16 protein-coding genes are annotated in these 23,326 nt (G+C 31.7%); all 16 read right to left on the minus strand.

Translation table 11 applies throughout. The features are described from left to right. Positions 1–4: 4 nt before the first annotated feature. Positions 5–2,308 (minus strand): chondroitinase-B domain-containing protein, encoded by a 2,304-nt coding sequence (locus ACW9UN_RS09415; protein ID WP_459486015.1) that lies wholly within the window; start codon positions 2,306–2,308, stop codon positions 5–7. A 14-nt stretch (positions 2,309–2,322) separates the two neighbouring features. Next, the gene (locus ACW9UN_RS09420) at positions 2,323–3,225 is read right to left on the minus strand and encodes a polysaccharide lyase family 7 protein (RefSeq protein ID WP_459486016.1); all 903 of its coding nucleotides are present in this window, start codon (positions 3,223–3,225) and stop codon (positions 2,323–2,325) included. Then, positions 3,222–4,292, minus strand: coding sequence for a T9SS type A sorting domain-containing protein (locus ACW9UN_RS09425; protein ID WP_459486017.1), 1,071 nt, complete (start codon positions 4,290–4,292; stop codon positions 3,222–3,224). The genes ACW9UN_RS09420 and ACW9UN_RS09425 overlap by 4 nt, the downstream gene beginning before the upstream one ends. After that, a complete protein-coding gene (locus tag ACW9UN_RS09430) occupies positions 4,292–6,676 on the minus strand; it encodes a polysaccharide lyase 6 family protein (RefSeq protein ID WP_459486018.1) in 2,385 nt (794 codons plus the stop codon). The genes ACW9UN_RS09425 and ACW9UN_RS09430 overlap by 1 nt, the downstream gene beginning before the upstream one ends. 283 nt (positions 6,677–6,959) lie before the next feature. Beyond that, positions 6,960–8,282, minus strand: a complete 1,323-nt coding sequence (gene fucP, locus ACW9UN_RS09435; protein WP_459486019.1) for an L-fucose:H+ symporter permease — start codon at positions 8,280–8,282, stop codon at positions 6,960–6,962. Positions 8,283–8,289: 7 nt separating this feature from the next. After that, positions 8,290–9,237, minus strand: coding sequence for an aldo/keto reductase (locus ACW9UN_RS09440; protein ID WP_459486020.1), 948 nt, complete (start codon positions 9,235–9,237; stop codon positions 8,290–8,292). 2 nt (positions 9,238–9,239) lie between these two features. Continuing rightward, complete coding sequence (locus tag ACW9UN_RS09445; RefSeq protein WP_459486021.1) at positions 9,240–10,067, minus strand: amidohydrolase family protein; 828 nt, start codon at positions 10,065–10,067, stop codon at positions 9,240–9,242. Between the two features lie 6 nt (positions 10,068–10,073). Then, positions 10,074–11,504, minus strand: a complete 1,431-nt coding sequence (locus ACW9UN_RS09450; RefSeq protein WP_459486022.1) for a tagaturonate reductase — start codon at positions 11,502–11,504, stop codon at positions 10,074–10,076. Between the two features lie 107 nt (positions 11,505–11,611). After that, entirely contained in the window at positions 11,612–13,264 is a 1,653-nt protein-coding gene (locus ACW9UN_RS09455) for a UxaA family hydrolase (protein WP_459486023.1), read from the minus strand. A gap of 14 nt (positions 13,265–13,278) precedes the next feature. Beyond that, complete coding sequence (locus ACW9UN_RS09460) at positions 13,279–14,289, minus strand: zinc-binding alcohol dehydrogenase family protein (protein ID WP_459486024.1); 1,011 nt, start codon at positions 14,287–14,289, stop codon at positions 13,279–13,281. 38 nt (positions 14,290–14,327) lie between these two features. Beyond that, positions 14,328–15,824: an alpha-L-fucosidase gene (locus tag ACW9UN_RS09465; RefSeq protein ID WP_459486025.1), complete on the minus strand. Its 1,497-nt coding sequence runs from the start codon at positions 15,822–15,824 to the stop codon at positions 14,328–14,330. Positions 15,825–16,035: 211 nt separating this feature from the next. Then, positions 16,036–17,496 carry a D-xylose transporter XylE gene (gene xylE, locus ACW9UN_RS09470; protein WP_459486026.1) on the minus strand — a complete coding sequence of 487 codons (1,461 nt, stop codon included), beginning with the start codon at positions 17,494–17,496 and terminating at the stop codon, positions 16,036–16,038. A 33-nt stretch (positions 17,497–17,529) separates the two neighbouring features. After that, complete coding sequence (gene xylA, locus ACW9UN_RS09475; RefSeq protein ID WP_459486027.1) at positions 17,530–18,846, minus strand: xylose isomerase; 1,317 nt, start codon at positions 18,844–18,846, stop codon at positions 17,530–17,532. 152 nt (positions 18,847–18,998) lie between these two features. Beyond that, positions 18,999–20,480, minus strand: a complete 1,482-nt coding sequence (locus ACW9UN_RS09480; protein WP_459486028.1) for a xylulokinase — start codon at positions 20,478–20,480, stop codon at positions 18,999–19,001. Positions 20,481–20,482: 2 nt separating this feature from the next. Beyond that, positions 20,483–21,481, minus strand: a complete 999-nt coding sequence (locus ACW9UN_RS09485; RefSeq protein ID WP_459486029.1) for a GntR family transcriptional regulator — start codon at positions 21,479–21,481, stop codon at positions 20,483–20,485. A 135-nt stretch (positions 21,482–21,616) separates the two neighbouring features. Then, positions 21,617–23,293 carry a sulfatase family protein gene (locus tag ACW9UN_RS09490; protein ID WP_459486030.1) on the minus strand — a complete coding sequence of 559 codons (1,677 nt, stop codon included), beginning with the start codon at positions 23,291–23,293 and terminating at the stop codon, positions 21,617–21,619. Between the last annotated feature and the right edge of the window lie 33 nt (positions 23,294–23,326).

Below are 23,326 nucleotides of genomic sequence, written 5' to 3' on the forward strand. Positions count from 1 at the left end.
AATTTTAATACATTAAGGTCATTACTAAATTTTCTTCAGTTTTAATTTTTCCTGAATTCATTAAAATATTATTAGATTCTATATTATTTTTTGCTCCCCAAAGAATGGAAACAAACTTAACATTATTGTTTTTAAACGTGTTATTATTAATATTTACATTTACAATACCATTATGATTCAGTAACCTTTTGTTTCTTTCTTTAGCACCACAATTTGTAAACGTACTATTTGTTATCAGTAAGTTACCTCCAATAGTAGACTCATCATAACCCCCTCTGTAATAATCTACAACGTTTTGTTTTACGTTGTTAAAAGTACAATTATCTATCGTTAGGTATTCTGTATTATAATCTCCTCTGTCATTGGTTTCTTCTGATAATTCTATGCCATTTTCACAATTTAAAATTGACGTATTTTTAAACGTAATTTGTTCTGAAAACGATTGTTTATATACTTTTAAAGCGTACTTAAAGTTACTTATTTTAGAGTCGATAACCGTTAAACCAAAATGATTGAACATATTTTCTTTTAAACTCGCAAAAGCGTAATTGGTAGAATTTCCTTTAAGTGTAATGTTTTTTAAGGTTAATTTACCATAAGGATGCAAAGCTAAAGCAGGCGTGTTGGCTGCCCCTTTGTAAACTATTTCTGCGTTAGCTTTAGATTGTATTGTAAGCGTTTTGTTGATAATTATTGATTCAGAAATATTAAATATACCATCATTTAATTCTATAATATCACCATTATCTGCGGCATCAATTTTTGTTTGAATCTCTGTTTCGTTTAACACTGAATGTATTTTAGGTGCTTTTGGTTCTGTTTTATTTGAATACCAACTTGCACCATATTTAGAGGGATTTAACAGGTTTAAATTGATGTTTTCTACATTTAAAATAGCACCAATTTGATTGTTTTTACCTCTAACGTTTCCTAATAAATCTTCTGTGATTGTTTCAAAATCGAAACCTGTATAAACCTCTATATCATCAAAACCTGTTGTTGGAACAGAAAGGTTGGTTCCGATATCAGTAAGTGTTAAATCTCTAGAAATTAAACCGTGATTATTTTTAATTGACACCCCATTATTATCAATAACATTACTTTTAAAAGTTACCCCATCTGCTTTATCGTGTTCAATAATTGGGTTTACATCTCCTTTAGAATTGTAAATTACATTATTAACAACCTCGGTTCTTAAGGCTCTTGCAGAACGAATTTCTGATTTTGGTAAAACATCTTTTTGTGCTAAGTTTTGCCCAACACCAAATTGAAAGGGAGCATCTGAATCTACAAAGGTATTGTAGGCAACCACTACATCTGTTACTTGATTATATCTGTTTAATGGCGATTTTGGAATTCCGTTCATCACTGCAATTGGACTTCTAAAATTTTTTCCTTTAATGTTGTAAAACAGATTATTGATTACCCAATGTCCTGTATTGATAATTCTAATTCCGCCATATTGTTCATTTACCCCATCACCAATAAAATAATTACCTACTACAGTTACATAGTTACCATGCCTTGTAACTACAGAACCTTCGCTTTTATAGAAAACATTATTTTTAATGATGTTAAAATTGGTTTTGCTTGATATAATTTCTACTTCTCCATTACATTCTTCAAACAAATTATTTGCAATTGTTGTGTTACTTGGAGACATTGATGTAAAACTACTACCTAACTGAATAGTTTCTCCTCTTGCACCACCTTTTCTTGGTCTAGGACCAAAGTGATTATTGATAATTTTATGGTAATTTCTAATACTTTGATTTCCTTTTAAATCTACTCTAACAGTGGGTCCGCCATTGGTTTTACCAGCAATATAACAATTGCTTAACTCATTGTGTTTACCATAGAATTGTACCCAAAGATTATCTTGATCTCTTTCTAAATTATTAAAATCTAAAATTACACAATTGGTAACTTTACTATAATTAGCAACTTTTTTTTTACTTGTTCTAAAAGCAATTACGTTTTTTTTAGGTGAATGCCCTTTTCTAAAAAATAAACCACTTACCTCTAAATGGTTACCGCTAATTTCTAAGCTAGAGGTTCCTTCTATAAAAACCTTTCCTGGATTTTCTGCTCTTAGTTTTATAGGATTTTCTTTAGTGCCTTGCCCAACAAACTTAATTTCTATATCTGTATAGATACCATTTTTTAGCACAATATCATCTCCTGCTTTTGCTTCTTTAATTGCTTGTTCTAATTCTTGAGAATCAGCAACTAAAATCTGTTGTTTTGTTACTTGGTTACATGAAATAAAAAAAAAGATAAAACCAAGTACTAAAATTGTATTTTTCATAAACATAAATAGTATTAATGTGTTACAGACAAACTGTAGTATTTTACTCTAGCAAATGAGCCAGCGTCTGTTGTATTTAGATAATTACCAGCTTTAAAATAATTTTCGAATGGCCATTTTGCCATGCTAATATCTTGATAAATTACGGGTGTATCGTTATTTAACTGTAATTCTAATTTTCCTGTAGAAGCTGTAATTCTAAAATCGAAAGCATCAAAACCTACATAACCCATATTTGTTTTTTCGTCTACCCAGGTGTCTCTTGAGGTATCTAATAAATCATCGCCAGAAGTGGTAATATCAACTAAAGATTTTTTAAACGCCCAGATATACCCATCTTCCCAATATATTTTTATTAAAGGTGGCCCATTGTTAGAAGAAGCATTTAGTTTTGCAACGTCTGCAATAGATAAAATACCATGAATTTGCATTACAATAGTTCTGTGATATTCTCTACTACTGATGTTATCTTTAGAAATGTCTAACATTTTTAGTCTCCCAACCATTGCTCCACCTGTATCTAAAGACCAATTTACGCGAGAGTTTGAGGGTAGAATTAGTTCTCTTAATTCGGTTCTTGAATAACTACTATTTGCTGTAGATTGTCTTGGAAAGGTATAAAATACAATAGATTTGTCTGTTTGGTCATCATACATATAAGGTTTTACAGCTTCTAATGTTCTGTAACCTCCATTTACCAAATCAGCAGGTTGGTATTCATCTGGACTTCCGTTATTATTTGCATCTACAGGTAAAGTAACTTTCCAATTGGTAAAATCAATTTGTGCATAATCATCAAAATTATTTTCTTCAATAACCTCAATTATTTCTGGCTCTTCTGTTGTTTCTTCTGATGAACAAGCACATAGCACCACAACACCAAATACAAACCAAAGTATTTTTTTAAAACTTATCATTTGATATAACATTTCAATACTTTTAATTTTACAGTATCTTTCTTAAAAACTATAAAATATAATCCTTTAGAAAAATCTGATACATCTAGTTTATCGTTTTGAAATTTGTTATCTATATTTATTTGTCGGCCAGAAAAATCCAACAGTTCAATGGTATTATAATTTAGTGATCCGATATTTTTAAATTCTATTTCTTTGGATGATGGATTTGGAAATAATACAATTCTTTCTGCTTGTTTTTTTAAATCATCAATAGAAAGTGAATTCGCAATTTCTTCAACACTAAAATCTGCATATTTTACAATTTCGTCTTGTAAATTCTGCGGATTGTTTAAACTTCTGTAAATGCCCCATTTTGGTCTTGTAAAATCTGCACCATCTTGCCACATATCTATTGATGTGTTTGTGTAACTAAATATAATTTCATTAGTTAGCGTTTTTCTAATTTCTATTGCATAGCTTCCAGCATCACCAAATTTTACAGTTTCTTTTACAGAAACCCAAGTTCCTCTTAATGCCTCTAAATTTAATGTTTTTAATGTATTTTGATCATTTGTGGGTGTGTATCTTAACTCTAATCGATCTGGATTTGATTTTCGTAATGTTAAGGTAATCATTGGGATGGATGCATAAGAACCTCCCACAGATTTTATTTGATGAATGTGTGTAAAGCCGGTAGAGGGTTTAAAAGTATCACTCAATTTAAACTTCCATTTGTATACTACATTTTCTCCAATATTCCCTTTTAGATTTTCTGGAGAGTCGTCAAAAGATTTTATTTCATTTCGTTGTCTATCAAACTTTTTACAACGATCATTATCTGGGGTAACATGAATATAAAAGCGGAATACGTTTTTATTGAGTTCGTTATCAAAAACCTCATCTATGTGCCTGCCAAAATCGTTATGATTACAATCTGGAGATTCCACGATATCTCTGCCAGGGTTTGCAAATGTAGCATTAATAAGCTCATACGTATTACCTGGGCCATCAGCCTCTAAAACAACTTGAGCTTGCATTATGACAGAACATAACAATAGCGCATAAAATATAGATTTCTGTTTCATTATTCTTGTTTTAAACCTATTCTGGCTACTTTATTTTTTGCTTTCAATAAAGGTGATTTTTCGCTTGGCGTAAACAACTCGTCATCTTGCCATTTTGGGTTTTTATATAAAACATTTTCTTTTACGGCACCTTGCGAAACTTTTACAAATCCGCTTCTATGAATTACACAGTTTTTTATAAAACTATAATTCCCTTTTAAATCTACAGGAGATTTTATTTTGTAACTATCATCAAAAACAGTGTTTGAAATTTCAACAACTTGAATACCATTTACTTTTAATACTTTTCCTTTTTCTTGATTGTGTACGTTGCTAAAAACACAATTTTTTACAACCAATTTACCTCCTGGTAAATTTACAGTTGGTGTTGTTCTTATATAATTCACAGCAAATTCATCAATATTTTTAAATACTGAATTTTCTAAAATAATTGTATTTGCATTATAGAAACCCATAATATCTTTATCATAAGACAGGTTTAAACCTCTGTAACTATCTTGAAATCTAGAATTGATAAAACTTAAGGTATCTGCCTTAGTGCCATTGTAGGCCTTAAAAATAGAACCTCCATTTGTGTTTTTAAAATTGACAAATGTTACATTGTCTACAAATACATCATACAAACCACTTTCTTGTTTGTCTGGTGATACTATAGCGTACTTTGTATCAGAATCTTCAGCATCAATAATTACATTGCTTAATAACATTTTTGCACCTTCTGCCATTCTAAAAAAATAGGTTAATGGCTTTTCAATATCTTTTTTAACGCTAATGATAGATGCGCCATCTTTATCACCAATAATAGTGATGTTTTTGGTGATTGTTATTTTCTTTTCTAAGATATATTCTCCTGTTTTCAAAATTAGTTTAGAGCCTGAAGCTGCATTACTTACAGCTTTTCTTAAAGTTTCTACACCTGGATCTACTGTAATATCTTTAGGTTTTAGTATTGGTGCTACAATATTAGGTTTCCAACCTGGGCCAGCTCTTAAACTTAAGGCTTTTGGTAATTTGTTAGCGTTTAAATTAAATGCACCTGCATTAAAAGTTTGTCTTACTGTTTTTGTAATATCGTTTTTAGGACTTTTTGTATTTTTAGAAACTTGTAATAAATCTGGATTTTGATTGGTTGGAATAGGGAAACCTTTTAATTGTTTCCAATTTAGTTTTGTAGTTGTAAAACCTTTTACAGGCGTACTAGCATCAATATAATTACTACTAAAGTTAATTTTAGCAGCTTCATCTACAAAAAGTACATTTTTATCTGATTTTGTATTGAATACTATATTATTTGCAAAATTCACATTTTCGGGTGCTAAAGACTTTTCGTCATCTTTACCTTCACCAAATGAAATAGGCCCTGAATCTATAATGGTATTATTCTGAATATCAACGTTTTTTACTTGATGATATCTATTTAAAGGTGAGTTTGGCACTCCATTCATTGTCACAATAGCCCCTCTATAACCATCACCCAATAAACCAATCATTAAGTTATTTCTAATGATATGACCAGCATTAATTACTCGAATTCCCCCAGTTTTAGAAACACCATTACCTAAAAACACGTTTCTTTCTACCAATGCATTATTACCATGTCTTAATGTTAAGCAACCTTGACTACCAACAAATAAATTGTCTCTAAAAATATTATCGCCAGATTTGTTAGAGATGATTTCTATTTCACCATCGCAATTGGCAAACACATTTCTTTCCACCAAAGTTTTGGAAGATTTCATAGAATTAGCACTTGTACCTATTCTAATGGTTTCGCCACCATTAGTACCTAATTCTGGTCTTGCACCAAATAAATTATTATCTATTCTATGATTATTTTCTATATGTTCATCACCTTTTAACCAAACTACAAGTGTGGTTCCTGGACTGGTTTTTCCTGTAAAATTATTATGATCTACTCTGTTATTTTTGCCCCAAATATCTACCCAATGATCTTTAATACCATCAGCCACTTTGTAATATGATATGGTTGAATTGGTAAACCTGCAATGGTTAGCAAATCTTTTTGAATCTTTACGGAATTGCACTACTGATTTATAGTTAGAATTACCATCTTTAAACCACAAACCACTAACAATAATATGCTCTCCATAAATATTTAGTGTAGAATTACCCGAAATAATTACCTCACCAGCAGTTTCTGCTTTTACAATTATTGGGTTGTCTTCCTTACCTTTTCCGTAAGCATTTATTTTTACATCTTTCCACACGCCATTTTTAAGAGTAATAATATCACCAGCTTTAGCTTCATTTATTAATTTGTTGTACTCATCAATTGAACTTGCTATTTTTTGCTGACTATGAGCACTCTTGAAATACAATAAAAATATGAGGATAAATACTTTATATAGATGGATGTTTTTCATGAAATTAAAATTGGTAAACCAAATTGGTAAACCAAAAATACATAAGATATTTGAATAAAAAAAATTATGACTGTTTTTAACTTATTACAAGTGCTTCTAATAATAGGAAAAATTAAATCAATTAAACTATTTAGCATCGTCTTTTAAATCGCACGAATAACAGTATCTTTTTGTTGTGTCCATTTTTTTTTACTTTTAGATGTTGTCAATCAGCATTTAGAAAAGTTCTCGATACAATTTTATCATAAACTCGAAAATTACTCGAACTAACATTAATGATGTATTAAACTTTTGATTTTTTATATGTTGAATATCCGTAGGAAGCAACAACAGCCAAACAGAATAAAGGTAAAATGAATGAGAAATTGACTTCTGGAATGAATCCTAAAATTTTTACATCAGCAAAACCAGAACCTCCCCAATCTAAAATTCCACCTTGTAAAACTGGCATTAAAGCACCACCTACAATTGCCATTACCAAACCAGCTGAACCTATTTTAGCTTCATCACCCATATCTTTAAGCGCAATTCCATAAATGGTTGGAAACATGATAGACATAAAAATAGAAACTGCAACCAAAGAAATTAAACCAGGCATACCTGATAATAAAATTGCACCTGCACAACAAATTACGCCTCCTAAACCAAATAACATTAACATTTTAGATGGATTAATGGTTCTCATTAAAGCAGTTCCAATCCATCTACCAATTAAAAATGAAATCATTGCAGCCACATTAAAATAAGTAGCTGTTAATTCCATTCCAAAAGTTTCGTTGATATTATCAACATACTGAAAAATATAGGTCCAACACATAATTTGTGCACCTACATAAAAAGCTTGTGCAACAACTCCAAATTTATAATTGCGGTTACTAAATAATTTTTTAAAAGATTCTGAAAGCGACATTTTATCTTCTTCTGCTGTTTTTGGCATTTTGGTAAAAATAATGATGGTCATAATTACCAAAACTAAAATACCTAAACCAATATAAGGTACACTAATAATCCCTAAATCATTTTCTCTAACTGCTGCTAATTCTGTTGCAGAAAGTGCATTATAAGCTTCTGTTGTATAATCATCTGAACGTAAAGCGCTAATTACAAAAACCTGAGCAATTATCATTCCTGTTAAAGAACCAATGGGATTAAAGGCTTGTGCTAAATTTAAACGTTGTGTTGCTGTTTCTTTATCACCTAAAGCTAAAATTAACGGATTTGATGTGGTTTCTAAAAAAGCCAATCCGCAAGTAATTACCCATAAAGAAATTAAAAAGAAAGTAAATGTTTCGTTTGCTGCTGCAGGATAAAATAAAAATGCACCAATGGCATACAAACACAATCCTAAAATAATACCCGATTTATAACTGTATTTTCTGATAAACAAAGCTGCTGGCAAAGCCATAAAGAAATATCCAAAATAAAATGCAAACTGCACTAAAGAAGCTTGCATATTAGACAACTCTGGCATTACCTTTTTAAATGCAGAAACCATCGGATTTGTTAAATCGTTGGCAATTCCCCATAAAGCAAATAGCGATGTTATCATGATAAACGGAAATAACAATTCCTTTTTTACTACGGGTATTTTTTTAAGTTGATTCATAATTATTTTATCTTAGAGTTGTTATTGTCTTGGTAATTTCATTAAAAATATCTTCTGATAACTTCCCTTCTTCCCAAGCATTTAAAACATCTTTGAGTTGCTCCATTTTTGTGGGTCCCACAACTACTCTATCTGCTTCTAATATTGAAAACACATATCTTAAAGCCAATCTTGATAAAGGAATATTGTGTTTTTTAGCAATTTTGTTTACTTCTAAAGCTACATCTACATCAGCATTAGAAATCCATTCATTATTTGGTCTTTCAGTATTGTACTGTTCTAATCTACTGCCCAACAAACCCATATGCAATGCAGAAGCTGCATAATATGCCATATTCTCTTTTTCGATTTGAGGAAGATCTTTGTTGAAACCCGTTAAATTACAAGCATCTAACTTTAAAAATCCTGAAACAACATCAAAATTTTCTTTGATCATATGAGGATAAAAACGATCAATTGGATTACCTCCAACTCCTAAAGCCTTTACAATTCCTTCTTTTTTAAAGGATTGTAAACAGTCCATTATTTCATCTATTTTTTCTACAGGAACCAAATGTGGCTCATGCAAAAACAACAAATCTATACTATCTACCCCAATTACTTCTAAACTTTCATACACGCTTTTACGCATTGTTTCAGGCGAATAATCAACAATAGTATCTTCTGCTTTGTCTGCTTTTAAACGACCTACTTTTGTGCTTATAAAAGGCTTTTTTCCTGTCCAAAGCTTTAAGGCTTTACCAACAAATTCTTGAGATTTATTATAAGAAGGTGCAGTGTCTAAAACGCTAACACCATTTTCTAAAGCGTGCAATAATATGCCAATTGCTGTTTTTTCTTCAATTGGTCTCCAAACTCCTCCTAAACCAGAACAGCCTAAAACTAATCTGCTATCATTGTTAAAAAACGCATTCTTTTTATAGTTTCCTGAAATGTAAGTTGGTTTTGTTTTCATTTTTATAAATTGTAAAATTTAATTGCATTTAAACCCATAATATTTGCTTTTTCATCCGCAGAAAAATTAGCAATATAATTGGTTACTATATTTTTTACTTGTTGATAATTACCAGCTACCAAACATACAGGCCAATCAGAACCAAATAAAATTCTGTTTGCACCAAAAGTATTAAAAACTAAATCTAAATAAGGATGTAATTGTGCCTGTGTCCAAGTTTTATAATCGGCTTCTGTAATCATTCCTGATACTTTACAGCACACGTTTTTATGCTTGGCAATTGCTTTCATTTGATTTGCCCAACCATCAAAAAAACCGTCTTTTATATACGGTTTTGCAATATGATCGATTACAAATTTGATGTTTGGAAACTTTTTAACAAACTCTAAAGTTGCCCCCAATTGATGTGGAAAAATCAAAATATCGTAGGTGAAATTGTGTTTTTCTAGAGCCGAAATTCCGTTTAAAAAATTAGGTCGTAATAAAAAATTATGATCTGCTTCTCCTTGCACAACGTGCCTAAAACCTTTTACTTTTTGGTGATGACTATACTTTTCTAAATCAGCTTCAACAGCATCACTTCGTAAATCTACCCAACCCACAATTCCTTTTATAAAATCGTTTTTTGAAGCTAAATCAATTAAAAAATCGGTTTCTGCTAAAGTTTGATCTGCTTGTACAGCCACACAGCCGTCAACACCATTTTCTTGATAAACTTTTTGTAAATCTGATGGTAAAAAATCACGGCGAATTACAGCCATTTCATCATTAATCCAACTGTGTTTTACAGGTTCGTATTGCCAAAAATGTTGATGTGAATCTATAATCATAATTTCTTATAATTCTTTTAAAGCTGTTTGCATTCCTTTTTCTGTAATTGCAGTCAAGTGTTTTTCTACAACTGCTTGTAATCCTTCGTAAGAAGTTAAATCTACACCCCAAAAATCACTATTTGATAAAGTCGCTTTTACAATGGCTGATATATCATTTGTTGCCCATTGATTTGCGAAGAAATCTAATGCAGATTGATCGTCTTTTAACGGAATTGCTGTGCCATTTCTATCGCCTTTATAAAAAGCAATTAACGATGCCAAAGAGAATAACAAACGATTTGGTAATGCATCTTTTCTTTTGATATATTCTAAAACTGATGGTAATACTCTTGTTTTGAATTTTGATGTTGAGTTTAAAGAAATGCTAATTAAAGCGTGCTCTAAATAAGGGTTTCTAAAACGATCTAACACATCATTTGCAAACTGACTTAACTCTGCTTCTGGTAAATCTAAAGTTGGACAAATTTCTTCGAAAATAGCATCTTTTAAGAAACCACCTACAACTTCGTCTTCTAAAGATTCACGAACTTTATCTATACCATATAAATATCCAACAGGCACTAAACTTGTGTGAGCACCGTTTAAAATTCTTACTTTACGAGTTCTGTAAGGTTCTTGATTATCTGTAAAAACGATATTCAATCCACATACCTCTGCAGGAATTTCTTCTTTTACTGTTGATGGTCCTTCAATTACCCATAAATGGAATTGCTCTCCTTCTACAACCAAATTGTCTTTATACCCCAATTCTTTGGTAATTGCATCCATTTTATCTCTAGGATATCCAGGTACAATTCTATCTACCAAAGTATTACAGAAAATATTATCTTCGTTTATCCATTCAACAAAATCATCACCTAAATTCCAATCTGATGCATATTGTAAAATGATTTTCTTTAGGTTTTCACCATTTTTATCAATCAATTCACAAGGAATTAAAATTAAGCCTTTGTCTGAAGCACCTCCAAAAATTTGGAATCTTTTGTATAATAAAGCGGTTAATTTTCCAGGAAAACTACTTTGTGGAGCATCAAATAATTTATCATCTGCATTGTATGCAATACCAGCTTCTGTGGTATTTGAAATCATAAAACGCAAATCAGGATTTTCTGCAATTGCCAAATAATCTGCATTGTTTTCATAAGGATTAATTCCTCTTTGAATACAATCTACAATTTGATGTTCGCTAATGGCTTCACCATTTTTAATTCCGTTTAAATACAAAGTGTACAATCCATCTTGATCGTTCAACATTTTTATTAAACCCTGTTTAATAGGTTGAATCGCTACAACTCCAGCATCAAAATTAGCTTGTTTGTTCATTTCGTGAATCATCCAATTGGCAAAGGCTCTTAAAAAATTACCTTCTCCAAATTGTACAATTCTTTCTGTATAGGTGTTTGCGTTTGCTGTTTTTCTGTTTAATTCTTGCATTTTTTTTGCTTTTATCCTGCACGGTTTTTAGAACCTTGTAGGTCTCTTTTTTTGTTTATTTTTTAAGACCTTTCATGTTTTAAAAACCTGAAAGGTCTTATTTTTACTTATAATGAAACTCCTCTTTTCCAAGGAATAAAATCGTTATTTCCGTGTAAAACTGCTTTGGATGGTGTTTCTCCACTTGCCACTCTAATAATGTGATCTAAAATCTTTTCGCCCATAGTTTCTATAGTGTCTTCGCCAGTAATTACAGTTCCTGCATTGATATCTATGATATCATTCATACGTTCGTATAAATTGGTGTTGCTCGACATTTTTAAAACTGGTGCAACCGGATTTCCTGTTGGTGTTCCAAGACCTGTAGTAAACACAACCACATTACAACCAGAACCTACTAAACCTGTTGTAGATTCCACATCATTTCCTGGTGTACACAATAAGTTTAAACCTGGCTTTGTAACTTGTTCTGTATAATCTAAAACCTTCACAACTGGAGATGTTCCTCCTTTTTTAGCAGCTCCAGCAGATTTCATTGCATCTGTAATTAAACCATCTTTAATGTTTCCTGGTGATGGATTATTTTCAAATCCAGAACCTACAGCAACTGCTGCTGCAGAATACGCTCTCATTAATCCGTAGAATTTTTTAGAATCTTCTTCTGTTTCACATCTGTTGATGAGCTCTTGCTCTACACCATTTAATTCTGGAAACTCAGCCAAAACTGGGCTACCACCTAAACCAACCAATAAATCTGATGCATACCCCAAAGCCGGATTTGCAGAAATACCTGAAAAACCATCAGAACCTCCACATTCTAAACCTAAAGTTAGCTTGCTTAAAGGTGCTGGTTTTCGTTCTAATTTGTTGGCTTCCATCAACCCTAAAAAGGTATGTTTTACAGCTTCTTCAATTAAATGTCTTTCGCTTACACTTCTTTGTTGTTCTAAATAATGAACAGGTTTTTTATTATCAGGTGCAATCGCATCTATAGCAGCTTGCAGCATTTCAATTTGTGCATTTTGGCATCCTAAGCTAAAAACTGTAGCTCCTGCAACATTCGGATTTGTAATATAACCTGCCAATAATTGACACAACATTTGGGAGTCTTCACGTGTACCTCCACAACCACCATCGTGTTTTAAGAATTTAATTCCGTCTACATTTGGGAAAACTCTGTTTTTAGACATTTCTTCTTTAGTGGTAATAATTGGTGTGTTTCGGATTTCTTCTGATGAAGCTCCTGATTTGTATTGTTGAATCAATGCATCAGTATCAACTGCAAAATCTTTCTTAGTTTCGTAGCCTAATTTTTCTGATAACGCACCTTCTAAAACATCCACATTTCTATTTTCACAGAATGTTAAAGGAATTACTAGCCAGTAATTTGCAGTACCTACTTTACCATCTTCTCTATGAAAACCGTTAAAAGTTCTGTCTTTAAAATTAGAAACATCAGGCGCAGACCAAGTAAATTTTTCTTGAGAATCGTTAAATTCTGCTGATGCGTGTTTAACATTATCAATTGTAATGGCACATCCTTCAGGAATTTCTTGAACAGCTTTACCAATTAAAACACCGTACATGAAAATTTCATCACCAATAGAAAAATTGTTTAATGAAAATTTGTGTTTTTGTTTGATGTTTTCTTTTAAAACAACTTCTTTACCAGCTATATGTGTTACTCTTCCTTTTTCTAAAGGATTAATAGCTACAATAATATTGTCTCTTACATCTATTTGAACGTAGTCTTTAGACATTTTTGTTCTTCTTTTTAATTAAAACTAACTGTGGCTTTGATGACACCCGTTTTTGGATCTAACCAACTATCAAAATTTTCTATCATTTCTGTAAAATCCACAGAATGTGTAATAAAAGATTCTGTTGGAAATTGATTTAAGACACTAATTACATGTTCAAAATCTTCTGTTGTAGCGTTTCTACTGCACATTAATGTCATTTCTTTTGCATGTACTTTTGGGTGCGTATAAGTCAACTCTCCTTTCGATAATCCTACTAAAACAAAACGACCTCCATGAGACATATAATCAGGACAAGCTTCTAAAGCATATTTATTTCCAGAAGCATCAAAAACAGCCGTACATAAATCGCCATTGGTAATTTTTGAAACTTCTTCTACAGCATCTGCACCTGCCTTAACAATATAATCTACACCAATTTTTTCTTTGGCATATTGCAAACGATCTTCATTCATATCAATCGCAATTACTTTTGCACCAGCAATTTGCGCTAGTTTCATAATTCCAATTCCTATAGGACCTGCACCCACAACTGCTACAATTTCATCTTTTTGAATTGCTGCTCTACGAACTGCATGTGCACCAATTGCCAAAGGTTCTACAATTGCCATTTCATTATCAGACAAATTATTTGCGGGTAATAAAATATCAGCAGGTACTGTAATTTGTTGCTGCATTCCTCCATCTCCATGTACACCTAAAACTGTAATATTTGTACAACAGTTTGTTTTTCCATTTCTACAAGCAATACACTTTCCACAACTTACATATGGCATTACAACAACTTTATCTCCAGCTTTTATACCTCTTGCATTTTCTCCAATTTCTAAAACTTCGGATGCCAATTCGTGACCTAAAATTCTTGGATAAGTAAAAAACGCTTGGTTACCAGCATAAGCATGTAAGTCTGTTCCGCAAATTCCCACCTTATTAATTTGTAATAAAGCTTCTTTTTCTTTTCTTATAGGAGCCTCTTTTTCTTTTAAGATAAATTCTCCTGATTTTTCACAAACTATGTATTTCATTTGTTGTGTTTAAATACTATTAAATTATTTAGATTGAATTACTTAGACAACTTAAGTGTAAAGGCAAAATCTCCTTTTTTAACTTTTGGCATTTGTACAGTTAACCCTTTGTCAGTTTGTTTCCAAGTTAATTTTTCGTCACTACCAAGCATGGTAACATTTTTAATGTTATCGCTTTCTTTTATTGATGAAATAGTAACATTATTTTTTTCTGGCCACTCCATAAGAATTGCATAAATATTACCATCTTTTTGCGTAAAACGCATATCTTGACCCGTAAATGCTTTATTACCACCTTCTGAATGATGACCTGTACCCACTTCTGTAGGACCTTCGCCAAACGTTCTCCAGTATTTTGTATCGTAAATTGCTTCGCCATTAATAGCTAACCAAGCCCCAATTTGTAATAAAATTTCTGCTTGATCTTCAGGAATTGTTCCGTCTGCTTTTGGACCCACATTTAATAATAGATTACCATTTTTAGAAACAATATCAATTAAATCATCAACCAAAGAATTTGCCGTTTTAGATTTCCAATTGGTAACATGAGACCATGAATTTTTACCTATTGAAGTATCTGTTTGCCAAGGAAGTTTACGAATATCTGGTAATTTTCCTCTTTCTAAATCATAAATAACTGTACCTTCTGGAAAAGCTTGTTCGTAAAAGTTTTTGTCTTGTAAAACCACTTCTTTGCCCCACTCAAGACCTTTGTTATAGTAATAAGCAGCCAATTTTGGTCTGTATTCTCTAAATTCTGGAGTATCTAACATAAAATCGAACCAAAGAATATCTGGTTGATAGTTGTCTATTAAATCTTTTGTTCTTAACCACCAACGTTTTTTAAATGCTTCAGAAACTGGTTCTCTTAAATCTTTTCCTTTTGATGAATATAAATCTGCATATTCTGGATCTGTAGTATCAAAATGATCTTTTTTATTGTAAAAAGACCAGTTAAACGCAAAGTGTGAAGAAGCCCCCATTATTAAACCTTGCTTTCTACCTTCTTTCATTAACTCACCCAAAACATCTCTTTTTGGTCCCATATCAAAAGAATTCCAACGAGTTGTATTCGATTTATACATTGCAAAACCATCATGATGATCTGCAACTGGCACTACATATTTAGCTCCGGCTTTTTTGAAAAGTGAAATCCATTCTTCTGGTTGAAACTTTTCTGCTTTAAACATTGGTATAAAATCTTTGTAACCAAAATCTTTAGGATTACCATAAGTTTTTACATGGTGTTTATGTGCCATATGTGGCCCATCTTTTTGATGTTTTAATTGGGCTGAAAAAACAGCAGAATCCATATACATATTTCTAGGATACCATTCTGAAGCGTAAGCAGGAACAGCATAAGCACCCCAATGAATAAAGATTCCGAATTTCTTTTGATTAAACCATTCAGGATCTTTGTAGTGTTTTTTTATAGATTCCCAATTTGCTTCATAAACTGGTTTTTTTTCTTCTGTTTTACAAGAAACAAGAACAACAATTGCAAATAAAATTAGTGCTGATAATTTCCTACTCATTATAACTTTGGTTTATTAATTTTATACTCATACAAATTAGGTTCATTTTTAATAAATAGTAATAATCGTATGTTTTAATTTGTACAACAAATAGTCATTTGTTCTAAATTGCTAGTGTTTAGAGCAAGTTTATACAGATTTAGGATACAAAAAAGGCCTTTAAAATATTTTTAAAGGCCTTAATTAATCAAAAGTTCTAAAGAAATAAATATTATTTATCCCAAATATTTTCCATTTCTTCTAGAGTTTTTCCTTTGGTTTCAGGTACATATTTCCATACAAACCACATGGCTAATAAAGACATAATACCATACACCCAATAGGCAAAACCGTGATTGAATTGCTCTGTAAGTTGTGTGTTATCGTTCATCATCGGAAAAGTTAAGGATACCAAATAATTAGAAATCCATTGTGCAGCTACAGCTATTGCCATTGCTTTGCCTCTAATTTTATTCGGAAAAATTTCTGACAACAACACCCAAGTAACTGGCCCCCAACTTAAGGCAAAACTAGCTACATACAACATCATACATGCTAAAGCCAAATAACCTGTTGCCCCTGAGAAAAACACAAATCCAAGTGCTAACATAGCTACTGCCATTCCAAAAGCACCAATTAACATTAATGGTTTTCTACCTTTTTTATCCACAGTTTTTACAGCGATAATTGTAAATAAGAAATTTACAATACCAACAATAATGGTTAATAATAATGCACCATCTGTGTTAGGATCTATAGATTTAAAAATTTCTGGAGCATAATACAATACCACATTTATACCTACAAATTGCTGAAAAACAGAAAGCAGAATACCAATAACAATTACAGTCCAACCATAAGATAATAGCTTACCAGAAGTTTCTGTTACAGAATTTTTAATTTCTGATAAAATTCGTTTTCCTTCTGATTCTCCATTAACTTTAATTAAAACATCTAAAGCTTCTTCTGGTTTATTTTTTAACATTAGAGAACGAGGAGTATCTGGCACAAAAAATAAGAGTCCCAAAAACAAACCAGCAGGAATAACTTCTGAAGCGAACATCCATCTCCAACCCACTTCATTTAACCAATCATCAGAACCACCACTTTTAGAAATAAAATAGTTTACAAAATAAACCACCATAAAACCACCTACAATAGCTAATTGATTAAAAGAAACTAACCTTCCTCTGCTGTCTGCAGGTGCAATTTCTGCAATATATAAAGGAGATAACATAGAGGCTAAACCAACACCAATACCACCCAAAATTCTGTAAATGATAAATACTGTAGAAAATGTATGATCTAATTCGCCAATTGGCGCAAGAAACATTTCTGGCATTGCAGAACCCAATGCAGAAATTAAAAACAATATTGCAGCTAGAATTAAACCTTTTTTTCTACCTAATTTTTTACTTACAAGGCCACCAAAAACACCACCAATTATACAACCAATTAAAGCACTAGCTACTAAAAACCCTTTAAAAGCATTTGCAGCACCTTCTGATAAACCTTTAGGGCTTACAAAAAAACTTTCTAAAGAACCTACTGTTCCTGAGATTACACCAGTATCATAACCAAAGAGGAGTCCTCCTAAAGTGGCTACCAAAGTTAATTTTAGCAGATAACCTGAGTTTGTTGTTTTTTCCATAATAGTGTTTTTAGTTAATTCGTTTTTAGTTAAAAAACCCAATTCAATTTTAAAATTGAATTGGGCCGATTGTTTTTAAATGTATTGATTGATTATATTTTCAAATAATTCTTGTTTACCACTTTGTAAGGTTAATTCTCCATTTTCTTGAGCAATTTTATATAAATCTTGCATGCTTAATTTTCCATCTTCAAAAGATTTTCCATTTCCAGAATCGAAAGAAGCATAACGTTCTTCTCTCATTTTGTCGTAAGGTGATGAAGTAATGATTTTATCTGCAATTAAAAGCGCTCTAGCAAAAGTATCTGCACCACCAATGTGTGCGTAAAAAACATCTTCTAAATCTGTAGAATTTCTTCTGATTTTTGCATCGAAATTAACACCTCCACCTTGTAAACCACCAGCTTTTAAGAACACCAACATAGCTTCTGTAGTTTCTTGAATGTTGTTTGGAAACTGATCTGTATCCCAACCATTTTGGTAATCTCCACGATTTGCATCTAAACTACCTAACATGCCTGCATTTGCAGCAACTTCTAATTCGTGCTGAAAAGTATGTTGTGCTAATGTTGCGTGATTTACTTCGATATTAATTTTAAAATCGTCTTGTAAACCATATTTATTTAAAAACCCTATGGCTGTTGCAGAATCAAAGTCGTATTGATGTTTCATTGGCTCCATTGGTTTTGGCTCTATAAAGAAGTTTCCTTTAAAACCTTGGGCTCTTGCATAATCTCTTGCCATGGTTAAAAACTGCCCCATATGATCTAGCTCACGCCCCATATCTGTGTTTAACAAAGACATGTAACCTTCTCTACCTCCCCAAAAAACGTAGTTTTCTCCACCTAATTTAATGGTAGCATCCATTGCCAATTTAATTTGACCTCCTGCTCTTGCAACTACATTAAAATCTGGATTTGTAGAAGCACCATTCATATAACGTGGATTTGAAAAACAATTGGCTGTACCCCAAAGTAATTTAATACCTGTTTCTGCTTGTTTTTCTTTGATGTAATCTGTTATTGTTGATAATCTTTTTTCTGATTCTGCAAATGTTGCGCCTTCTTGAATTAAATCGTAATCGTGAAAACAGAAATAATCAAAACCCATTTTAGTGATAAATTCGAAAGCAGCATCTGCTTTGTCTTTTGCTGCTTGTACTGGATCTGATGATTGATCCCAAGCAAAATTTTGTGTTCCAGGACCAAAAGGATCTGATCCTTGACCACAGAAGGTGTGCCAATATGCAATTGCAAATTTAAAGTGCTCTCGCATTGTTTTACCTGCTACAACTTGATCTGGATTGTAGTATTTAAATGCTAAAGGATTGTCTGATTCTTTGCCTTCGAATTTAATTTTTTCTATGCCTTTGAAATACTCTTTAGTTGCCATTTTATTCTTTTTTATTGTTTATTATATTTATTTTTCTACTTGCGTTAGGGATTGAAATGGAAATCCTTTTTTGAGGAACGAAAAAAAGATTGGAGTGTAAAGCCCGACTTTAATTCTGAACGCTTTCAGAATAAAGTAACGCCCAAAACCTTTTAATTTTTGTTCAATCTAATTTCTAATTCTGTTTTCCAGTTTTGATAAGCCTCTTCGTAAACCGCTTTGTTTTTTAAGGGCTCAAATGTCATAACATGATCGTTTTTGGTGATGTTTTCTCCAAAGGTTTTAAAATCGCCATTGCGTAAACCCACTGCTCTTGCTGCACCAATTGCACCTGTTGTATTGTAAATTTCGATTTCTTGACCAATTAATGTAGCCACTGTTTTCGAAAATATTTCTGAACGATATAAATTGTCGTTTCCTGCTCTAATTACATCTATTTTAGCATTGTCGTTTTTTAGAATTTCCATTCCGTAAACAAACGAAAAAGCTATACCTTCTAGAGCTGCTCTGCACAAATGCGCTTTGTTATGTATATTAAAATTTAGGTTGATGATATGTGCATCTATATTTCTATTGTTTAGCATTCTTTCCGCGCCATTACCAAATGGTAAAATGACAACGCCTTCTGAACCCACAGCAACTTCTGATGCTTTTTGATTCATTTCTTGGTAAGAACTTACGTCTAAATTATTCAGCAACCATCTGTACTGAATTCCTGAACCATTAATACACAATAATTTACCTACATTTTTATCTGTTGCAGCAACATTAATGTGTGCAAAATTGTTGATTCTTATAGATTCTTTAGATTTTAATTGATCTGTAACTGCATAAATAACACCAGATGTGCCTCCTGTAGAAGCGACTTCTCCTGGTTTAAAAACATTTAAAGACAATGCATTGTTCGTTTGATCTCCTGCTCTGTACACCACAGGAATTCCTTCTGGCAAACCTGTTTTTTCTGAAGCTTGTTTACTAACCTCTCCTTGATTTGTGAAATTATCGACAACTTCTGGTGTTAAATCTGGTGAAATTCCATAGTATTCTAACAACCAATCTGCCACTTTATTCTCTTTATAATCCCAAAGAATACCTTCTGATAAACTATTTTTTGTGGTACAGACTTTGCCTGATAATTTGGCTGCTATAAAATCTCCAGGCAACATGTATTTGTAAATTTTCTGATAAATTTCTGGCTCATTATCTTTTACCCACTTTAACTTAGAAGCTGTAAAATTACCAGGAGAGTTCAACAAATTTGTGGTACACTTTTCTTCTAAATCTGTAAACGCTTTGTTGCCAATTTCTACAGCTCTACTATCGCACCAAATGATAGAATTTCTTAAAGCTTTTAACTGTTTATCTACCACCACCAAGCCATGCATTTGATAAGAAATACCAATACCTGCAATTGTTGAAGCGTCTATTTTAGATTCTGCAATAACTTTTTGAGTTGCTGTACAAATATAGTTCCACCACATTTCTGGGTCTTGTTCTGCCCAGTCTTTTTGAACCGCTAGAATTTCCATTTCTACTTCTGGTTCGTTTTTAGTGATGATATTTGCGCCTGATTTTGCATCTACCAATGCAACTTTTATGGATGAACTACCAATATCGTAACCTATGTAATACATAATTATAAAGATTCTCTTAATGTTAATTTTGTTGGTACATAATGCTGCATCTTTTTTTCTTGCATAACAAATTCTGCAGCTTTAGTACCTAATTCTTTAAAATCTGTTGAAATAACTGAAATACCTTTGTATATAAATTTTTTCATAGGCGTTTCATTATAAGAGAGAAAGCCTACATCTATACCAGGTTCGTAATTTTTTTCTTTAGCTTGTTCTAAAAAAGTTCCCAACATTCTATCGCTTGTACTTATATACGCTGTATGTTTTTTAACTTTAAAAGTATTTGGATCTGTTACAACTTTATATGTAAAGTTATGTTTAGAACAATATTCTTTAAAATAATGAACAGTTTCTATGGGATGATACGTAAAGGTTGGATACAAAAAAACCAACTCTTTATATTTTTTAAATGCTTCTGTTGCCTCTTGTAGTGCTTCGAAAAATGCTTTGCCAAAATCTTGAAAAACATAATTGTTTTTACTGTTAGAATGCACACTCCAGTCTATTAATAATAATTTATCATTATCAATATCAGAAATAACTTCAGGAACATCATTATGATTAAAAGGCATTACGATATACTTGTAATACTTACCCTTAGAATTGTTAAGAATTGTTTTAAAATTATCGATATTATAATGATGAAATTGCAAATCGACAATAATATTTTTTGATATTTTTTTTACAAAAGAATGATAAACCACTTCTTTATACGCCTTAAAAGTATCTAGTACTAACAAAACTTTTTTAGTTTCATTAGCCACATAGTACCCTTTATTAGGTACAGATTCTATAACTCCATTTTCTTTTAACATAGAATACGCTTTAAAAACGGTATCTCTAGAAAGTTGAGCTGTTGTACAAATTTTATTTACTGAAGGTATGGCATCACCTTTTTCAAATAGATTTTCTGCAATTGCATCGTTAATTGCATTTACTACTTGTTGATATTTTGGTATATCACTTTGATGATTAACTTTTAAATAAAAATTGTTATCCATACTGTTCTGTTGTGGTATGTAAATTTAATAAAAAAAATTGGATACAATAAAAAATAAACTTAAAAAATAGTAAAATCATAAAATAAAGCAGATTTAATTAAAAATCTGCTTTATTCAATTTTATAGTTCTAACTATTAATCATTCCAATGTTCGTCAATTACTTTCTGAATATGTGGATATTTCTCACCATCTTCTTCGTTTAATTCTTTACGTTTTGCAATTAATTGTTCTTTTAAATTGGCAATAATGGCTTTGTACTCTGGATTATTGTATGCATTGTTCATTTCTTTAGGATCTTTGGTTAGATCGTAAAACTCCCAAGCTGCTGGTGTGTGTAAAGTAAATCGATTACCCCAACTCTTTTTGTTCCATTCTGCATCTGGATTGTCTGTATCTACCCAATATTTACCGTAGAAAAATATCAACTTGTATTTCTTAGTTCTAATACCAAAATGCGCAGGATTTCCATGTGCATGAGCCATATGCATCCAATATCTGTAATAGGTAGATTGTTGCCAACCTTCTGGTTCTTCGCCAGTTTCTAAAATATGCTTAAAACTATGTCCTTGCATTTCTTCTGGAGGTGTACCACCTGCCATTTCTATTAAAGTTGGTGCAAAATCTGTATTATTAATAATAGCATCAGTTCTGGTACCTGCTTTAATTTTTTCTGGATATCTTACAAAAAATGGCATGCGTAAAGATTCTTCGTACATCCATCTTTTATCAATATAATCATGCTCTCCCAACATAAATCCTTGGTCTCCTGTGTACACAATAATTGTATTGTCGTACAAACCTTCTTCTTTTAGGTATTTGATTAACCTTGCGACATTATCATCAACTCCTTTTACACATCTTAAATATCTTTTTAAATATTCTTGATAAGTAGCACTCAAATATTCTTTACCTTCTAGTTTTTCAGCTTGTTTATAATCGAAATCTGGGTTATTACGCTTTATAAACTTATCACTCCACAAACGCATTCCCATATGTCTAATGGTATTTCTTTTTGATAAAGAAGAACCAATTACGTTTATTAAAGAATCGTTTTTACCTCTTGTAGCTTCTGAACCATTGTTTTTGTTATCATAAAAACTTTCTGGTTCTGGAATAAAAGTATCTGCTAAATAATCTTTATATCTTGGTGCGTACTGAAAATCGTCATGAGGTGCTTTGTATTGATGAAATAACACAAATGGTTTGTTTTTATCGCGCTTATTTTTTAACCAATCTAAAGTAATGTCTGCCACAATATCAGAACTGTGCCCTTTGTACATTTTACCTTCATATTCTGGGTCTTTCTCATTTTTGAATTTCATACCAGTTTCTGTCATGTACGGATCAAAATAAGAACCTTGTTGCCCGTGTTTTGTAAACACACTGTAATAATCGAAATTTGGCTCTTCTTTTAAATGCCATTTACCAATCATAGCAGTTTGATAACCCAATTTCTTCATTTCTATTGGTAAATATTGATGATCTTTTGGCAAGCTACCTTCTAAATCTAGCACTCCATTTGCTTGTGAGTGTTGGCCAGTTAAAATAGCGGCTCTACTTGGTGTACAAATAGAATTATTTACAAAACAGTTATCGAAAATAATACCTTCTTTTGCAATTTTATCTAAAGTAGGTGTAGGATTTAATTTTGATAAACGACTATTATAAATACCAAATGCTTGCGAGGTATGATCGTCTGCCATAATATAAATTATATTTGGCTGCTTGGTTGTTTTTTGACTTTCTGCTTGTTTACAAGAGAAAAAACTTAGTACTAAAGTTAGAATTGCAATTCTTTTTAAAAACATCATTTATAGAATATTTACGTAAATTAATTATCAGCT

This window comes from Polaribacter litoreus (assembly GCF_054584775.1).

Bases quoted from the DNA above. Each gene is read 5' to 3' on its own strand.
- ACW9UN_RS09420 (WP_459486016.1), bottom strand. From the start codon at position 3,225: ATGATAAGTTTTAAAAAAATACTTTGGTTTGTATTTGGTGTTGTGGTG.
- xylA (WP_459486027.1), bottom strand. From the start codon at position 18,846: ATGGCAACTAAAGAGTATTTCAAAGGCATAGAAAAAATTAAATTCGAA.
- ACW9UN_RS09450 (WP_459486022.1), bottom strand. From the start codon at position 11,504: ATGCAAGAATTAAACAGAAAAACAGCAAACGCAAACACCTATACAGAA.
- ACW9UN_RS09460 (WP_459486024.1), bottom strand. From the start codon at position 14,289: ATGAAATACATAGTTTGTGAAAAATCAGGAGAATTTATCTTAAAAGAA.
- ACW9UN_RS09430 (WP_459486018.1), bottom strand. From the start codon at position 6,676: ATGAAAAACATCCATCTATATAAAGTATTTATCCTCATATTTTTATTG.
- ACW9UN_RS09445 (WP_459486021.1), bottom strand. From the start codon at position 10,067: ATGATTATAGATTCACATCAACATTTTTGGCAATACGAACCTGTAAAA.
- ACW9UN_RS09465 (WP_459486025.1), bottom strand. From the start codon at position 15,824: ATGAGTAGGAAATTATCAGCACTAATTTTATTTGCAATTGTTGTTCTT.
- ACW9UN_RS09425 (WP_459486017.1), bottom strand. From the start codon at position 4,292: ATGAAACAGAAATCTATATTTTATGCGCTATTGTTATGTTCTGTCATA.
- ACW9UN_RS09440 (WP_459486020.1), bottom strand. From the start codon at position 9,237: ATGAAAACAAAACCAACTTACATTTCAGGAAACTATAAAAAGAATGCG.
- fucP (WP_459486019.1), bottom strand. From the start codon at position 8,282: ATGAATCAACTTAAAAAAATACCCGTAGTAAAAAAGGAATTGTTATTT.
- ACW9UN_RS09415 (WP_459486015.1), bottom strand. From the start codon at position 2,308: ATGAAAAATACAATTTTAGTACTTGGTTTTATCTTTTTTTTTATTTCA.
- ACW9UN_RS09490 (WP_459486030.1), bottom strand. From the start codon at position 23,293: ATGATGTTTTTAAAAAGAATTGCAATTCTAACTTTAGTACTAAGTTTT.
- ACW9UN_RS09485 (WP_459486029.1), bottom strand. From the start codon at position 21,481: ATGGATAACAATTTTTATTTAAAAGTTAATCATCAAAGTGATATACCA.
- ACW9UN_RS09480 (WP_459486028.1), bottom strand. From the start codon at position 20,480: ATGTATTACATAGGTTACGATATTGGTAGTTCATCCATAAAAGTTGCA.
- ACW9UN_RS09455 (WP_459486023.1), bottom strand. From the start codon at position 13,264: ATGTCTAAAGACTACGTTCAAATAGATGTAAGAGACAATATTATTGTA.